Genomic DNA, 17,470 nt, shown 5'->3' with positions numbered 1-17,470 from the left:
CCGAGTAGGACACGTGCGTCTCGTCCGTGACGAGGGCGGTCTCCCCTGCCGCGACGCCGTCCGCAAGGATCTGCGGGAGAGTGCGGGGAGCGAGGACTCGCCGGTCGTTTCGCGTTGCGAGTGCGCTGCGCTCGGCATCGTCGAGAAGGTCGATGTCACCAACGGCGAGGGCGGGGTCCGACAGCACGGCATCGAGAATTCGGACCAATCGCCGACCGATTGCCTCGACGGTCTCGCGGTCGAACAGATCGGTGGCGAACGTCCACCGCCCCTGAGCGCCCATGTCGTCCGGGTTTTCGGTCACCGACAGTTGGAGATCGAATTTGGCAACGGCCTCGTCGAGAGGAAGTGCCTCGACGGCAAGCCCGGGAAGGTCGATGCGCGGGGGCGGCACATCGTCGATGGACAGCGATACCTGGAACAACGGGTGATGTGCCGTGGACCGGACCGGGTCGACGATCTCCACCAGCCGCTCGAACGGAATGTCGGCGTGCGCGTAGGCGGCGAGATCGGCGTCGCGGATGTGCTCGACGATCGATCCGAATGTGTGCGCGGGATCTATCTGGGTGCGCAGGACCAAGGTGTTGACGAACATGCCGACCACGTCGTCGAGCTCTGCGGCCCCGCGGCCACTGACGGGGGTACCCACTGTGATGTCGGCGCTACCGGACAAACGGGACAACAACACCGACAGGGCCGCATGCAGAACCATGAACGGCGAGGCGCTGACAAAGCGGGCAAAAGCCGTGAGCGCACGGTATGTCTGCGAGCCGATCGCAAAATCGACGGTGTCGCCGCGATGCGAGGCGACGGACGGGCGCGGACGGTCGGATGGCAGGTCGATTCGCTCCGGCAGGCCGGCCAAGGCCTGCGTCCAGTATTCGATCTGCTGAGCAGCGAGAGACTCGGTGTCGTCCTCGTTGCCGAGGAGGTCGAGCTTCCACAGTGCGTAGTCGGCGTACTGCACGGGCAGCGGCTGTTGCGGGGGCTGCGTGCCCGCGGTGCGGGCAACATACGCAGCCATGACGTCCCGGGCCAGCGGGCCCATCGACCATCCATCGGCGCTGATGTGATGAGTCACCAGAACCAGTACGTGCTCGCGCGGTGCGACACCGAGCAGGGTCACCCGCAGCGGCACCTCCGCGGTCACGTCGAAACCCTCGGTCACGAGCTTCTCGACAGCGGGTGGAAGCTCGTGCTCCGGGGTGGGGACGGCGACGAGTTCCACGGCGGAGTCGTCGACGATCACCTGATGCGGACCATCGGCAGAGTCGGGATAGACGGTACGGAGCACCTCGTGACGCGCAATCACATCAGCTATTGACGAAGTGAGCGCGGCGATGTCGAGTTCGCCTGTCAGACGCAGTGCGGCCGCAATGTTGTACGCGCCCGAGGTGGTGTCGAATCGGTTGAGGAACCACATCCGATATTGCGCCGGCGACAACGGCACCCGATCCGGCCGCGTGGCTGCGACGAGAGCAGGACGGGTACGGGCGACCGGCCCGGTGGTCACTGCCGCCAGGGTCCGCACGGTGGGCGCCTCGAACAGGTCACGGACACCGAGCGCCGAACCCAGTTCGGCATTGATGCGGGCGACGGCCCGGGTAGCGGTCAGCGAGTTGCCACCGAGATCGAAGTAGTTGTCGGTTGCGCCGACCTCCGTGACGCCGAGAACATCGGCGAACACCCGGGCAACGGCGACCTCCGAGCGCGATGCTGGTGACTCGAAGTCGCCAGCTGTACGCGGTGGCTCGGGCAGGGCTGTCCGATCGAGCTTGCCGTTGGGGCCCAACGGAAGCGCATCGAGAGCGACGATCACCGACGGCACCATGTACGCCGGCAAATCCGCGGCCGCATGAGCAGTCAAGCGGTCCGGATCGACGGCGTATCCGGAGCGCGGCACCACGTAGCCGACAAGCCGCTCCGCGGACCCCTCTCCCCGCAGCACGACCGACGCCCCCACCACATCGGGGTGGTCGAGAATCACGGATTCGATCTCGCCCAGTTCGAGCCGCTGTCCACGCAGCTTCACCTGGAAGTCGGTGCGGCCCAGGTACTCGAGCTCCCCTTCGTCGCTCCAGCGAACCAGGTCACCGGTCCGGTACAGTCGGGCGCCGGCAACGAACGGGTTGGCAACAAATCGATCGGCAGTCAGATCCGGTCGCCCCACGTATCCGCGGGCGAGTTGCGCTCCTGCCAAATACAGTTCACCGGCCACTCCCACCGGCACCGGGCGGAGACGAGCATCGAGAACGTACACGCGGGTGTTCCACACCGGCGCACCGATCGGCACCGGCCCGGTCTCTGCGGCATCAGTTCGGTGGAACGTCACGTCCACCGCCGCCTCGGTCGGGCCGTACAGGTTGTGCAACGCAGCATCGAACAGGTGATGGAACCGAGCGACGGCGGCCCTCGGGAGGGCCTCACCACTGGCGAAGACCTGGCGCACCGCGGTGCAGGAGGAAGCATCCGCGTGTTCGAGGAATACATCGAGCATGGAGGGCACGAAATGCAGGGTCGTCACGCCCTCGTTGCCCATCAATCGAGACAGATACTGCGGCCCACGATGACCGTCGTGTTCGGCGATCACCGTGCGGGCGCCGGTCATCAACGGCCAGAACAGTTCCCACACCGAGACGTCGAAGGTGGCCGGCGTCTTGTACAGAACGACGTCCTGCCCATCGATCGGGTAGCTGCCCTGCATCCACACCAGTCGGTTGACGATCGCGCCGTGCGACACCGCAACACCCTTGGGCCGGCCGGTCGAGCCGGATGTGTAGATCACGTAGGCGGGATGATCGGGACGCAACGGGGATTTTCGGTCGGCGTCCGTCAGAGGGGTGTTCGCAACCGTACCGAGGTCGAGGCGATCCACCCGCATGGTGGGTAGCTCACCGGGAACGACATCGACATCGCCCGCGGAGGCGAGCACCAGCGTGGGCGAAGCACTGCCGAGCACATGAGCTATGCGGGCCTGGGGGTGCTGCGGGTCGACAGGCAGGTACGCCCCGCCTGCGCGCACGATTGCATGAATGGCGACGAGCTGATCGAGCGAGCGACGCACAGTGACGGCCACAATGGATTCGGGACCCACCCCGTTCGATACGAGTCGGCGGGCAAGTGCATTCGCTCTGGCGTCGAAGTCGGCGTAGGACAGGGATTCCTGCTCGAAGGTCACCGCCGGCGCCTCGGGTGTTCGCAGGGCCGCTACGGCCAGTAGGTCGACCAGCGTGGCGTCGTCGACCCGGTGGTCGGTGGCGTTCCACGTCCGCAGAATGCGGGTGCGCTCGGCGTCCGAGAGCAGGTCGAGCGCACCGACCGGGGTGTGTCGCTGCGTCATCGCCGTCAGCACATGGGCGAGTCGATCCGCGATCCGCCGAGCGTCGGTGTCTGTGAACGTCTCGGCGGCGTATTCGAGGGTGAGGTGCACATCCGGTTCGAGGACGGTGACGAGCGCCAATGGATAGTGCGTGGCGTCGGTGACGTCGATGTCACGCACCCGCAGCCCGTCGATATCGGTGTCGGCGTCGAGAGCAGAACGGTCGACGGGGTACGACTCGAAAACGGTGAGGGTGTCGAAGATGCTCCCCTGCCCGACCGCCGACTGAATTTCCGTGAGACCGACATGGTGCTGGTCGAGCAGACGCACCTGTTCGCTCTGCACTCGGCCGAGGAGAGCGGCCACGGATTCGTCTCGGTCCAGTCGCAGACGAACGGGGACCGTGTTGATGAACAGACCCAACGTCTCCTCGACACCAGGAAGGTCGGCCGGCCGGCCGGACACGGTGGCCCCGAAAACCACATCGTCACGGGAAAGCAGGCCGCACAGCAGGATTGCCCACCCGGCCTGAATGACGGTGTTCATGGTGACGCCACTGTTGTGGGCCACATCGGCGAGTTGACCGGCCACCACCGGTGAGATCGGAACGTCGATGTCCTGAGGGGCCGCATGCGTTCCCGTGTGCTGCGGTGCGAGGAGCGTTGGTTCGGTGGCCCCGTCCAGGGCCTTCGCCCATGCTTCGAGGGCGCCTGCACGGTCTTGCTCGGCAAGCCAGCCCAAATATCTGCGGTAGGGGCGGGCGGGCTCCGCGATCGGCGCATCCGAGGCATACAGGAGCAGGAAGTCCTTGACGAACAGCGGCATCGACCAACCGTCGAACAAGATGTGGTGATTGGTGATCACCAGCGTCGTTCGCTCGCCCGAGCGGGCCAGCACGACCCGCAGCAGTGGCGGCGTCGACATATCGAATGGTGTCGTACGCTCCGCGGTGACAAGCTCGTCCAGTGCGCCCGCCTCCCCCGTCAGCTGGACCTCACGCCAGGGCACGGATACCGATCCCAGGACCAGCTGCGCCGGCACGCCGTCAGCGTCGTACACGTATGCGGTCCGCAGGGCGGCATGCCGGTCCACCAGGCGTTGTGCGGCACGGTGGAGGCGGCGGGGGTCGATGTCGCCACCGAGGTCCAGGAGGATCTGTGCCGTGTACACGTCCACCGCGCCGACGGAAAGCCCCGCGTGGAACAGCAGACCCGACTGCAACGGGGACAGCGACCAGATGTCGTCGATCCGGCCGAAGGCGCGTTCCCACTGCTCGATTTCATGCTGGGTCACCGAGACCAGCGGAACATCGGAGGGGGTCAATCCGGCGGTCCCCGAGTTGCGCGCGTGTGCGGCCAGGCCTTCGAGCGCTCCCTGCCACAGCTGTGCCAGCCGGTCGACCTCGGACGAGGTCAACACCCCCGCTGGGTAGTCGAACGTGGCCGACAGCCGACCGTCGTCGCCGACCACCGCGTTGATGTCGAGAACGACGGCGCTCGGCAGATCCGCCCCGCTGAACTCGTTCAGGTCGACTCCGGTATCAACTGGGAGCCAACCGTTCTCACGCACGGCGTCCGGAAGGTCGCCGACACCGATACGTCCAAGGTAGTTGAAGCTGACCTGAGGTGAAGCCAGTGATCCGAGAGCGGCTTCACCCTTGCCGCTCAGATGACGGAGAAGGCCGAACCCGGTGCCGTTCCCCGGAACACCACGCAACTGTTCCTTGACTGCCTTCACAGCCCTGCCAGCCTCTGGCCCACCGGCGAACGCATCATCAATATCGACCGTGCCCACGGCGACCAGGGCCGGGTATGCGGTGGTGAACCAGCCAACCGTGCGGGACAAATCGGCACCGCGAACGAGCGCCTCGTCGCGACCGTGCCCCTCGAGGGTCAGCAACAGTCTGTGATCACCGTGCCACTGGGCGAAGGCGAGGGCCAGTGCCGTCACCAACCCGTCCGTCGCGCCCCCTCGAAACGCCGTCGGCAGTGTGGTGAGCAGATCGGTGGTGGTTTCGGAATCGATGTCGACACACACCCGACGGGTGGTCGAACCCGTGTCGAGAGTGAGGTCGAGTGGACGGGACCCGAGTGCCCGGACCGGCTCATCGAGAATGGACTTCCAGGTGTCGAGTTCGTCGATCACCGAACCGGTTTCGGCTGCGTCGGCGAGGGCGTGTGCCCATCGTCGTGCCGAGGTTCCGACCGGGGGCAGCTCAGGTGTGGCGCCCGAGGACCACTGTTGCCAGGCACTCGCGAAGTCCGGCACGAGAATTCGCCATGACACGCCGTCGACAACCAGATGGTGTGCGACCACGACGAGGATTCCTGCGGCGTCGGCGGGGTCGATCCACACCACCTGCAGCATCGTTCCGGCTGCCGCGTCGAGTCGGCTCACGGCACCACGGCACTGCGCCTCGACGAGGGCCGCAAACCGATCGGTACCGGGAACATGATCGGTACGCACACGGGTGACGATGCCGTCGGCACTCACTGATCCGGCAGCGCCGACGACCAACTCGTGCCGGTCCTCGACGAGTCGCGAACGCAAGACATCGTGATGGTCGAGGATGACTTCGACCGTGCGGCGCAACCGGGGTAGGTCGGCATCGGGCGGCGCCGCCAGCGAGACCGCCTGGTAGAAGGAGTCGAGAGCGGCGCCGCGGCCCCGAGAAACAACTTCTCGCCCGATCGGTGTCAACGGCAAGGCGCCCACTGCCCCGCCCGGCAGCTCCGGTAACAAGGAAGCCTGGGCGGCTGCGTGGTCGACGGCAACTTCCGCCAGACCGGCAACAGTCTTGCGCTCGAACACGTCCCGCGGGGTGAACACCACCCCCGCTGCCTTTGCTCGGGACACCAACTGAATCGCGACAATGCTGTCACCGCCCAGCGCGAAGAAGGAATCGTCGACTCCCACCGCGTCGACGTGCAGCACCTGCGCGACGGCGTCCGCAATGATCTGCTCGACCGGCGTCGACGGTGCCCGGAACACCGCAGCGTCGGTGGCGAACTCGGGCGAGGGCAGGCCGCGGCGATCCACCTTGCCCGCGGGCGTCAGGGGAACCTCGTCGAGTTGCATCATCACCGTCGGCACCATGTTCGCGGGGAGGAATTCCCCGGCGAACGCAGTCAGCGCAACCGGATCGAAGGCGTGACCCGGCCGGATGCGCACGTAGGACACGAGTACGGAACTGCCGCCCTCGTACTCGTGCACGTCGGACACTGCGAAATCGACGGACTCGTGCTTCGACAGCACCATATCGATCTCACCGAGCTCGATGCGCAGACCGTGCAGCTGCACCTGAAGGTCCGCGCGCCCAACGTATTCGAGGACCGATTCCTCGTTGCCGACCCATCGCACGAGATCACCGGTCCGGTACAGTCGACCACCCGATCCCGGAGTGAACGGGTCAGCCACGAATCGTGATGCCGTCAACCCGAATTGGTTGTGATACCCCTCTGCGAGACCAGGGCCGCCGAGATACAGCTCCCCGAGGGCCCCACGCGGAACCGGACGAAGCCGGCTGTCCAGGACTAGTGCACGCGCACCCTTCATCGGCGCACCGATGGTGATCGCGGAAGGATCGCTCTGCGGCGTCGTCATCGTGACGACGATCGTCGCTTCGGTGGGGCCGTAACTGTTGTAGAGGCGGCAGAGCGTACCGAACCGTTCGACGAGTCCCGGTGGGCACACGTCGCCGCCGACGACCACTGCCTCGAGCGCATCGAGGCCTGTGGCATCGACTGTGCCGAGCACAGCAGGCGCGCTGATGATGTGCGTCACCCGTTGCGCCCGGAGCAGTTCGGCGAGCTCGTCTCCGCCGTGCACATCTGGGTGCGCGATCACCATCGCCGCCCCGGCACTGAATGCCTGCACCATTTCGAACACGGACGCGTCGAAGCTCGACGAGGAGAATCGCAGCATTCTCGAATGTCGGGTCACCCCGAGTTCGGGCTGGGCCGATGCGGCGAACGCAGCCAGGCCGGTGTGCGTGACCACCACACCCTTGGGCGTCCCCGTCGAGCCCGAGGTGTAGATCATGTACGCCGGGTGTCCAGGCGTCAGTGGCACCAGGCGATCGGTGTCCGTCACCGACGCCTGCGACAATTGTGTGCACCGCGACAGGAGGGCGGGGTCGTCGAGAACCAGCCATTGCGTCTCGATTCCCGGAAGGGCAGCGCTGTGTGCGCCGGCAGTCAAGCCGAGGCTCACACCGGAATCGGACAACATGTGGGCGATTCGTCCGGCCGGGTACGTCGGGTCGACGGGTACGAAGGCGGCCCCCGATTTCGCCACCGCCCACACCGCTACTACCGCGTCGGCGGACCGGGTGAACGACACAGCGACGAAGTCGCCGGGGCCCACCCCGCGACCCAGCAGCAGTCGGGCGAGTTCGGTGCTGCGCCGGTCGAGCTCGGCGTAACTGATCGTGGTGTCGTCGACTATCAGTGCTGCGCCGTCGGGGTTCGCACGGACCCCCTCGGCGAACAGCTCCGCCAGTGTTGTCGGCGCGGGCGGCTGCGGGCCCGATGCAGGTACTAGACGCGCACGTTCTTCGTCTGTGAGTATCTCCAGTTCAGCGACCCGGTCCTCCGGATCTGCCTCGGCGAACCGGGCAAGTAGGTCGAGGAACCGGGTGTAGTGTCCGTCGAGCTCGTCCGCGCTGTACAGCGTGGGGTTCGCCTCGAAGTCGATGCGCGACGAGCTGCCTGCCACACTCGGGTAGAGATTGACGGAAAGGTCTTCGACCGGTCCGGTCGAGAGCACATGGAACCGGCCCGTGAGGTCCCCGAGGCAAATCTCGGAGTGGAAGTTCATGATGTTGATTGCCGGCCCGAAGCGCCCCCGCCGATCGATCGTGGCGCCCGCATCGCGATGGATGTCCTCGCTTCGGTACCGCTGGTGACGCAAGGCACCGGTGATCTCGAGCTGAACCGCGGACACCAGTGCGGCGATGGTCGTGCCGGGGCCTATCGACACCCGCAGGGGAACGACGTTGGAGACCATGCCCCCGGATCGGCGCAGCACGGCATTGGTGCGAGCCGACACCGGCAAGCTCAGAACGACGTCCTCGGTGTCGGTCATTCGAGCGACGAACGCGGCCGTTGCGGCGATGGCAACAGCTGCGAATGCGGAGTCGAGACGCTCGACCGTAGTTTCCACCGCTGCAGCGACCTCGGCGGGGACCACGCCACCGTGGGAACGCGACTGGGGCTGGGCAGCGGCGCTGCGGCCAGACACGCTTGTCGGTGCAGGCAGGCCTTGCGAGCGGCCGGCCCAGTACTCGCCGTCGGTCGTGAACCGGGTGGAATCGCGGTACGCCGCCTCGCTGGCCGCAACCTCCCGCAGGGCACGGGCCAGTGATGGTGGTGGTTCCACACCGCGGATTCCAGCCGTATAGAGCTCGGCTGCACGGTTCATGAACTTCATCGCCCCGTAGCCGTCCAGCGCGATGTGATGGATTCGGCAGTACCAGAGGTAGTGGTTGTCACCGATGTGCAGGGTGGCGCTGCGAATCAACCGGTCAGCAATCATGTCGAGTGGAGCGGTGTGTTCGGTCCGCATCCACTGCAGGGCCGCGGCGTAGGGGTCCGATTCCGCCCGAAAGTCGTGATACTCCACGTCGTCGTCGAGCGCACAGTCGACGACCTGGTACGGATCACCGTCGATCTCGACGATGCGAAGCATCCCGCTACCGATTTCGCGGGCAGCAGCCTGACCTGCACGGCGAAGCTCGTCGAGATCGAGTTCACCCTCGATGTCGACGTATTGCGCAATCGTGATCGGGACATCGCCCATCAGGTGTTGGGCGAACCAAATGCCGCGCTGAGCAGCGTCGAGCGCGAACGGACGGGTGTCGTCTACGGTCTCCTTCGCGACGTCGGTGGCCTCGACAGCAGAATGTACTTCCGGATTCAAGGGGTGGTTCTCTCATTCTTGCTGGGAGCAGCGACTGACGACTCGCTTTCGGTAGACCCTGCGGTCCCTCGCGAGGAAGGTTTGCATAACCTTCCCTAGAGGTCAAATCGGATCGACGACACTCAGCACGTACCCCAGGGCACTCCCAGGCTCCTCACAGGTTCATCGGGGATGCTGGTCGACATGACCGATGAACGACGAACCTCGCGCTTCCGTCCACTTCGCTTGGCTCTGGCTTCCGCTGGTTTCGTCGGCCTCGTCGCCGGCGGCAGTGTCGTGATCGACAACTCCACACAAGAGCCTTCCCCCGCCGCTCCACTCATCGCGGCCGGCTTCGGGCCCACAGACGCCGTGTCCAGCGGATCGTGACGCCACGACACGCCGAAGAGTGGTCAGTCTGGGGGCTCCATGCCCGGGTAGTCGTCACCGACGCGGCCGCCATGGATTCGGCAACCAACCTGATCCGCGGATATCTGTCCGCCGCCGATGTCGCCACCAACCGCGATCGGGGTGATTCCGAGATCCGCAACCTGCAGCCCGGGCACAACACCGTGACGCCGATGTTCGCTCGTTTCGTATCCGATGCCCTCGCCGCGGCCCAGGCCGGCAACAGCACACTCGGCCCCACCGTCAGCGGGACGGATTGGCGCGGCATCACCGTCGACGGCACCGATCTACACGTGCCTGCCGACGTCGAATTGGACTTGTCGGCCACGGCCCGCGCGAGTGCAGCCGATCATTGCGCCGCCTCCACCGCCGAACTCCTCGAATGCGGTGTGCTCGTGGCCCTCGGCGGTGACATCGCTGCGGCTGGAACCACTCCTTCCGAACGGTGGCAAGTTCAAGTCCAGGACCTGCCCGGCGACCCCACCTGCCAGATCTCCATCCCGTCCGGCGCGGGCGTTGCCACAGCGAGCACCGTCAAACCGCTGCATCCCGAGTCGGTTCCGCAATGGCGCACCGTCTCCGTCGTCGCGCGGACGTGTACGGGTGCGCACATGGCCAGCACCACCGCGGTCGGTATGGCGGGCGGCGCGATCGACTACCTCACCCGACTCGAACTACCCGCCCGGCTCGTCGATCAGGAGTTTCGCGTGGTCACGATCGGTGGTTGGCCGAGCTAGCCCTGTATGCGGCCGTCAATCCTGCATCCGGGCAACATAACCGGCTGATGCGAGGGCATCGAGCATGTCCTGCCGGTGTTCACGGCCCCTGGTCTCCAGGGTCAGGAACACCTCCACCTCCTCCAAAGCAAGCGCGCGGCGAGTGCGCGAATGGACCACGTCCACGACACTCGCTCCGTGGTCGCTGACCACTTCGAGCAAGTTCACCAAACCACCCGGATGATCCGGAATGGTCACGTGCACACCGAGGTAACGGCCGGCCGCACGCAATCCGTGGGTGACGATGTGGGTGAGTAGCAGTGGATCGACGTTGCCGCCGGACAACACCGCACACACCGGTCCGGTCAAGCCGAGGTCGTCCGCTGGAATCGTCATCAACGCCGCCACGGCAGCGCCGCCCGCCGGCTCCACGATCAACTTCGCCCGCTCCAGGCAGAGCAGCAGCGCCCGCGACAGCGCATCCTCGGTGACCGTGACGATCGTGTCGACCTGCTTCGACACGTGCGCGAACGGCACATCGCCCGGCCTCCCCACCGCGATTCCGTCGGCCATCGTGGACATGGCTTCCAGCGCCACGGGATGACCTGCCGCCAGGGATCCAGGCCACGCAGCCGCACCTGCGGCCTGCACCCCGATGACGCGAACATGCGGGGCCAGTTCCGAAATCGCCGCAGCAATTCCTGCGAGAAGCCCTCCACCACCGACCGGAACCAACACGGTGCCCACGTCCGGGAGTTGCTCGAGGATTTCGAGTCCGACCGTGCCCTGACCGGCCACGATGTCCGCGTGGTCGAAAGGATGAATCAGTACCGCACCCGTCGACATCGCGAACTCCTTCGCTGCCACGAGGGCGTCGTCGACCGACTCCCCCACCAGATGCACCGTGGCACCGTAGGCGCGCGTCGCGACCAGTTTGGGAAGCGGTGCACCGGTGGGCATGAACACCGTCGACTCGATACCGAGTTCGGTGGCCGCCCAGGCCACACCTTGTGCGTGGTTGCCGGCGCTGGCAGCGACCACCCCCTTCGCGCGTTCGACGCCGGAAAGGTTGGCGATCCGGTTGTATGCACCCCTCGGCTTGAACGAGCCGGTGCGCTGCAGGTTCTCACATTTGAGCAGCACCTGGTGACCACTGCGCTCCGACAACGCTCGTGACGCGATCGCCGGTGTTCGACGCATCACCGGATCCAGCAGATCCCGTGCTGCCCTGATCCGAGCCAGAGTGACAGCTTCCACGCGGGCAAGAGTAACCCGCGTGGAAGCTGTTTCAACGGTGAATGTGTACCGGAATACCGGTCAGCGGAGTGCGTTCTCGATGTCGGCCACGAGATCGACGCCGTCCTCGATTCCGACGGACAGTCGCACCAGATCGTCTGGAACCTCGAGGGCGGAACCAGCCGTCGAAGCGTGTGTCATGGCGCCTGGATGCTCGATGAGCGATTCGACCCCGCCGAGCGACTCGGCCAGCGTGAAAATCTCGGTACGCGAGCAGAAGTCGAGCGCAGCCTGCCTACCACCGGCCAGGCGCACCGAAATCATGCCGCCGAAGCGCCGCATCTGCTTGGCTGCCACGCCGTGACCGGGGTGCCCGGCGAGACCAGGGTAGATGACCTGTGACACCGCCGAGTGCCCGGCGAGCAGGTCCACGATCTTCTCCGCGTTGTCGCAATGCCGCTCCATCCGCAACTCCAGCGTCTTGATGCCGCGCAGCGTCAGGAACGCGTCGAACGGGCCGGGTACCGCACCCGCACCGTTCTGCAGGAACGCGAAGTCGCTGTCCAGCTCCTCGTCGTTGGTCACGAGCGCACCGCCGACGACATCGGAGTGCCCACTGATGTACTTGGTGGTCGAATGCAACGCGATGTCCGCCCCGAGCTGCAGCGGCTGCTGCAGGTACGGCGACGCGAACGTGTTGTCTACGACCAACTTCGCGCCGCCCTCGTGAGCAACGTCTGCCAACTTCTCGATGTCACCGATGCTCAGGAGCGGGTTGGTGGGCGTCTCTACCCATACCAGCTTGGTCTCCGGCCGGATGGCCGCACGAACCGCGTCGACGTCCGTCACGGGGACCGGCGTGTATTCGATTCCCCACTGCGTGAACACCTTGTCGATGAGCCGGAAGGTTCCGCCGTAGGCATCGTTCGGGATGATCAGGTGATCGCCGGGACGCAGTGTCGCCCGCAGCGCGCAGTCCGTCGCTGCCATGCCCGAACCGAATGCGCGACCGTACGTGCCCGATTCCAAAGCCGCCAGGTTCGCCTCGAGCGGGCGCCTGGTGGGGTTCCCCGTGCGGGCGTACTCGAAGCCGTCCCGCATCCCGCCCACGCCGTCCTGTGCGAACGTCGAGCTGGCATAGATCGGAACATTGACCGCGCCGGTTTGCGGATCCGGATCGAATCCGGCATGGACCGCCTTGGTGGAGAAACCCTGCCAGCTGATGTTGTCGGCCTTGCTGCGCTGCTCACTCATGGCGACCAGCCTAATGGAGGACTATTCGGCCAGGTATTCGGCGACTGCAAACGCCATGTCCAGCTTCAACTCCTCATCCACCGCGGGGTCCACGCTGTTGGCGACGATGTTGTGCGTCGGGGTCATCACCGCAATACCACCCACGTCGAGGGCCACTGCCCCGAGCGCATCGGCGCGCGGATCCGGCCGCGCCTTGTCCATCGTCCTCATCTGCTCGATCACCGCACGCTCGTGCGGTTCGTCCTTCACGATCACGGTGAGAGCACTCCCGAAGTTGATGCCACTTCTGGTCCACACACACATCGGCGCGTCCACGCCGGGCACCGTCTGCTCGATGACCTCGGCACGACCTGCCACCAACGGCCCCAGAGCTTCGGTGAGTGCATCGCAATCGGTGCTTCGCGACCCACCTGACGCATCCTGCGCCGTGGCGACCGCGGACGAGGTCTGCGCGGTGGCCACGGCCGTTCCCTCGACTGTCGAACTACAGCCGACAGAAGTCAGAGTGCACAGCGCACCGAGAGCGATCAGGACACCGCGTAAAGGGATTCGCATCGCGCAAGACTATGCGCCGGCGCTCAGGAACCCCAGAAGGTCGTGCCGGGTGATGACGCCCACCGGCTTTCCGTCGTCCACCACCATGAGTGCGTCGCTGTCGCCGAGCGCCTTCGTGGCAGCCGAAACGGGTTCGCCGGATCCGATCAACGGGAACGGCTTGCTCATGTGCTTCTCGACGGAGTCCGCAAGGTGCGCGCGCCCCTCGAACACCGCACTGAGCAACTCACGCTCGGTGACACTGCCCGCCACCTCCCCAGCCATGACCGGCGGCTCCGCACCGACGACAGGCATCTGCGATACGCCGTATTCGCGCAGGATCTCGATCGCGTCGCGCAGCGTCTCCGACGGGTGGGTGTGCACCAGGTCGGGAAGCTCGCCCGACTTTCCGCGCAGCACGTCGCCGACGGTCTTCTCGTCCGGCTTTCCGTCCAGCGGTGTACGCAGGAAGCCGTACGAGGACATCCATCTGTCGTTGAAGATCTTGGACAGGTACCCACGGCCACCGTCCGGGAGCAGCACCACGACGACCGCATCGGGGCCCTCGCGTTCCGCTACCTCGAGTGCGGCGACAACGGCCATGCCGCACGATCCACCGACGAGGAGCCCCTCCTCACGAGCGAGACGGCGCGTCATCTCGAACGAGTCGGCGTCGGACACGGCGATGATCTCGTCCGGGATCGAGGGGTCGTAGGCCGCGGGCCAGAAATCCTCACCGACGCCCTCGACCAGGTACGGGCGTCCACTACCGCCGGAGTAGACCGAACCCTCGGGGTCGGCGCCGACGACCTTCACCTTGCCGCCGGACACCTCCTTGAGGTACTTGCCGGTGCCACTGATTGTGCCACCGGTGCCGACACCTGCCACGAAATGCGTGACCTTGCCGTCGGTGTCTGCCCAGATCTCGGGGCCGGTGGTCTCGTAATGGCTCTCCGGGCCGCCCGGGTTGGAGTACTGGTTGGGCTTCCAGCCGCCGGGCAGCTCGCGGGCGAGCCGGTCGGAGACGCTGTAGTAGCTGTCGGGGTGATCGGGTGCGACCGCCGTCGGGCACACCACGACCTCGGCGCCGTAGGCCTTGAGGACGTTGCGCTTGTCTTCGCTCACCTTGTCGGGGCACACGAACACGCACTTGTAGCCACGCTTCTGCGCAACGAGCGCGAGACCGATTCCGGTGTTGCCGGACGTGGGCTCGACGATGGTTCCGCCCGGCTTCAGTTCCCCTGATGCCTCGGCCGCGTCGATCATCTTGACGGCGATTCGGTCTTTGGAGCTGCCGCCCGGGTTGAGGTACTCGAGCTTGGCTGCAACGGTTCCGGCGTTCTCACCGATAACAGAAGTGAGCTTGACGAGAGGAGTGTTGCCGATGAGGTCAACGACGTGTTCCGCGATGCGCATGGGTCCATGTTCCCAGATCGCGTCCGCTCGTGCTCACAGACGTCCGGCACGCATCGTCTGGTCCGACTAGATTGAGACTCACGCAGACCGCGAGACAACCGCGCAGACAATCCCGGTAGCGGAAAGGTGAGACCAGTGCCCAAGAGCACATGGCAGCTCGGAGTGAAGGCGGGGACGGCGGCAGTGGTCGCCGGTTCGGGTGCCGGCACGCTGTCCTGGGCGGCCTACAACTATTTGATGTCGCAGGCGTCTGCGGCGCGCGGCGTGATCGGCCGAAACATCGCCAAACCACCCGAGGCCGACGGTGTGTACGCGCCGGGTGCAGACACACCCGTGCGCTGGTGGCGTGCGGTGCCCTACGACGTACATCTGATGATCTTCGGCGACTCCACGGCCGCGGGGGTCGGCTGTCTGAGTGCGAGCGAGGTGCCCGGCGTGCAGATCGCCCGTCGCCTGGCTGACGAAACGGGGCAGCGAGTTCGGCTCAGCACCAAAGCGATCGGTGGCGCGACCTCGCGCGGCCTGCGGGGTCAGGTGGACGCCATGTTCATCGCCGGCCCACCGCCCGACGCCGCGGTGATTCTCGTCGGCGCGAACGACGTGACCCGTAAGAACTCGATCCGGGCGTCTGCTCACCGACTCGGTGAGGCGGTGGGCCGTCTCCGCAGGCACAACTGCGTCGTCGTCGTGGGAACGTGCCCGGACCTGGGGGTGGTCACCGCCATTCCGCAACCGCTACGCACGATCGTGCGCACCTGGGGCTTGCGTCTGGCGCGTGCCCAGAAGGCCGCTGTCCTCGCAGCGGGTGGGCATCCCGTCGCGCTGGCCGACCTGCTCGCCCCCGAGTTTCTGGCCGCCCCGGACACGATGTTCTCGTCCGACCACTTTCATCCTTCGGCCGCCGGCTACGAGTTGGCAGCAGTACAGATCGTCCCGGTCCTCGCGACCGCACTCGGACTGTGGCACGGCGGCCCGCTGCCGGAACTACCGGAAGTGTCGGAGACTGCGGAGGCGCAGACGATGAGTTCCCGGGTGTCTGCCGCAGTGGACCGTTTCGTCCGGCAACGTGGCTTCGGGCGCGGCGACCGTTCCCCGGACACGGTGGGCATCCCGGCCGAATCTGCCGCCACGTAAGTTGTCGGGTGAGACCAGACACAGAACTAAGGAGTTTCCATGCCCGAGGCAGTAATCGTCTCAGCAGTTCGCTCGCCGATCGGCCGAGCCATGAAGGGATCGCTGAAGGACATCCGGCCGGACGACCTCACAGCACAGATGGTCGCCGCAGCACTGGCGAAGGTGCCCGAGCTCGACCCCAAGGAGATCGACGATCTGCTCCTCGGCTGTGGACAGCCCGCAGGTCAGTCCGGCTTCAACATCGCCCGCGTCGTCGCCGTGGAGTTGGGCTACGACTTCCTGCCCGGCGTGACCGTCAACCGCTACTGCTCCTCCTCGCTGCAGACCACCCGTATGGCACTGCATGCCATCAAGGCGGGCGAGGGTGACGTGTTCATCTCGGCGGGTGTCGAGTCCGTTTCCAGCTTCGTCACCGGTAACGCCGACGGATTGCCCAACACCAAGAACCCGCTGTTCGCCGACGCCGAGGCCCGCACCGCGAAGCTCGCCGAAGGCGGCGTCGCCTGGACCGACCCGCGCGACGAAGGCCTGCTCCCCGACGCCTACATCGCCATGGGCCAGACCGCGGAGAACGTTGCTTCGTTCACCGGAATCAGCCGTGAGGACCAGGACCACTGGGGCGTGCGCTCGCAGAACCGCGCCGAAGAGGCCATTGGCCGTGGCTTCTTCGAAAAGGAGATCACCCCGGTCACGCTGGCCGACGGCACCGTCGTCTCCGCCGACGACGGTCCCCGCGCCGGCACCACCTACGAGAAGATCTCGCAGCTGAACCCGGTGTTCCGCCCCGACGGCACCGTCACCGCCGGTAACGCTTGCCCGCTGAACGACGGCGCGGCCGCGCTGGTCATCATGTCGGACACCAAGGCCAAGGCGCTGGGCCTGACTCCGCTCGCCCGCGTCGTCTCCACCGGTGTTTCGGGTCTGTCCCCCGAGATCATGGGCCTCGGCCCGATCCAGGCCGTCAAGAACGCCCTGAAGTTCGCGGGCAAGTCGATCTCCGACATCGACCTGTTCGAGATCAACGAGGCGTTCGCCGTGCAGGTCCTCGGTTCCGCCCGTGAGCTCGGCATCGAGGAAGAGAAGCTGAACGTCTCCGGCGGCGCCATCGCTCTGGGCCACCCGTTCGGTATGACCGGTGCCCGCATCACCAACACGCTGCTCAACAACCTGCGCGAGCAGGACAAGACCTTCGGCGTCGAGACCATGTGCGTCGGCGGCGGTCAGGGAATGGCCATGGTGCTCGAGCGCCTGAGCTGATGCGCTCCGCGCCTGTGAGTGGTTAAGGAGTCTCTGGACTCGTGTCTGAGTTCAGGACATGCAGGACAGTTGATGTTTCAGGACATCGAGGACACTCACAGTCCACTCTGGTGACACTCAGGGATGGGCGGAAAAGGGTTTTCGATGAATCCGATCATCGTGGAAGCAGTGGCCAAGGTGGCCGGCGGGACACAGATCAATGTGTCCCGCCTGTGCCGCGAACAGGGCATTTCCCGCAACACCTTCTACACGCTGGTGCACCGTTTCGGTGACGAGGGCGCGTTTGCGTTCACCGCAC

General features: G+C 65.9%; 9 protein-coding genes and 2 pseudogenes. 5 read left to right on the top strand and 6 right to left on the bottom strand.

Annotated features, from left to right (window positions below; translation table 11 throughout):
• Positions 1-178: 178 nt before the first annotated feature.
• Together ACZI8Q_RS05470 and ACZI8Q_RS05465 are read right to left on the bottom strand one after the other, a co-directional pair.
• Positions 179-7,897, bottom strand: a pseudogene (locus ACZI8Q_RS05470) (amino acid adenylation domain-containing protein); the annotation flags it as partial.
• A gap of 21 nt (positions 7,898-7,918) precedes the next feature.
• Positions 7,919-9,238: pseudogene (locus tag ACZI8Q_RS05465) on the bottom strand (condensation domain-containing protein); the annotation flags it as partial.
• A 183-nt stretch (positions 9,239-9,421) separates the two neighbouring features.
• Here ACZI8Q_RS05465 and ACZI8Q_RS05460 point away from each other — a divergent pair.
• On the top strand, positions 9,422-9,607 hold the full coding sequence (locus ACZI8Q_RS05460) for a hypothetical protein (protein ID WP_463372489.1): 186 nt from the start codon (positions 9,422-9,424) through the stop codon (positions 9,605-9,607).
• Positions 9,601-10,362, top strand: a complete 762-nt coding sequence (locus ACZI8Q_RS05455) for an FAD:protein FMN transferase (protein ID WP_463372565.1) — start codon at positions 9,601-9,603, stop codon at positions 10,360-10,362. The genes ACZI8Q_RS05460 and ACZI8Q_RS05455 overlap by 7 nt, the downstream gene beginning before the upstream one ends.
• Before the next feature lie 15 nt (positions 10,363-10,377).
• Here the strand turns inward: ACZI8Q_RS05455 and ilvA are convergent, their stop codons facing one another.
• The 4 genes from ilvA to ACZI8Q_RS05435 all read right to left on the bottom strand — a co-directional run bounded on the left by ilvA (position 10,378) and on the right by ACZI8Q_RS05435 (position 14,781).
• On the bottom strand, positions 10,378-11,541 hold the full coding sequence (gene ilvA / locus ACZI8Q_RS05450) for a threonine ammonia-lyase (RefSeq protein WP_463372564.1): 1,164 nt from the start codon (positions 11,539-11,541) through the stop codon (positions 10,378-10,380).
• Between the two features lie 117 nt (positions 11,542-11,658).
• Positions 11,659-12,831, bottom strand: coding sequence for a cystathionine gamma-synthase (locus tag ACZI8Q_RS05445; protein WP_463372488.1), 1,173 nt, complete (start codon positions 12,829-12,831; stop codon positions 11,659-11,661).
• 21 nt (positions 12,832-12,852) lie between these two features.
• Positions 12,853-13,386, bottom strand: coding sequence for a hypothetical protein (locus ACZI8Q_RS05440; RefSeq protein ID WP_463372487.1), 534 nt, complete (start codon positions 13,384-13,386; stop codon positions 12,853-12,855).
• Positions 13,387-13,395: 9 nt separating this feature from the next.
• Entirely contained in the window at positions 13,396-14,781 is a 1,386-nt protein-coding gene (locus ACZI8Q_RS05435) for a cystathionine beta-synthase (RefSeq protein ID WP_463372486.1), read from the bottom strand.
• A 135-nt stretch (positions 14,782-14,916) separates the two neighbouring features.
• On the opposite strand from ACZI8Q_RS05435, the gene ACZI8Q_RS05430 reads away from it, so the two are divergent.
• From ACZI8Q_RS05430 to ACZI8Q_RS05420, 3 genes are all read left to right on the top strand, one after another.
• Entirely contained in the window at positions 14,917-15,915 is a 999-nt protein-coding gene (locus tag ACZI8Q_RS05430; RefSeq protein ID WP_463372485.1) for an SGNH/GDSL hydrolase family protein, read from the top strand.
• 39 nt (positions 15,916-15,954) lie between these two features.
• Positions 15,955-17,172 (top strand): acetyl-CoA C-acetyltransferase, encoded by a 1,218-nt coding sequence (locus ACZI8Q_RS05425; RefSeq protein WP_463372484.1) that lies wholly within the window; start codon positions 15,955-15,957, stop codon positions 17,170-17,172.
• A gap of 123 nt (positions 17,173-17,295) precedes the next feature.
• The coding region (locus ACZI8Q_RS05420) for a helix-turn-helix domain-containing protein (RefSeq protein ID WP_463372563.1) at positions 17,296-17,470 on the top strand (175 nt) is incomplete at its 3' end.

The organism is Rhodococcus quanlei (assembly GCF_055231015.1).
Note: the sequence above shows the minus strand (reverse complement) of the source record. Positions and strands in the feature narration are given on the sequence as shown.

What these genes read in the sequence shown, in the direction of transcription:
- ACZI8Q_RS05460 (WP_463372489.1), top strand. Translation starts at nt 9,422, where the DNA reads ATGACCGATGAACGACGAACCTCGCGCTTCCGTCCACTTCGCTTGGCT.
- ilvA (WP_463372564.1), bottom strand. Translation starts at nt 11,541, where the DNA reads ATGCGTCGAACACCGGCGATCGCGTCACGAGCGTTGTCGGAGCGCAGT.
- ACZI8Q_RS05445 (WP_463372488.1), bottom strand. Translation starts at nt 12,831, where the DNA reads ATGAGTGAGCAGCGCAGCAAGGCCGACAACATCAGCTGGCAGGGTTTC.
- ACZI8Q_RS05440 (WP_463372487.1), bottom strand. Translation starts at nt 13,386, where the DNA reads ATGCGAATCCCTTTACGCGGTGTCCTGATCGCTCTCGGTGCGCTGTGC.
- ACZI8Q_RS05435 (WP_463372486.1), bottom strand. Translation starts at nt 14,781, where the DNA reads ATGCGCATCGCGGAACACGTCGTTGACCTCATCGGCAACACTCCTCTC.
- ACZI8Q_RS05425 (WP_463372484.1), top strand. Translation starts at nt 15,955, where the DNA reads ATGCCCGAGGCAGTAATCGTCTCAGCAGTTCGCTCGCCGATCGGCCGA.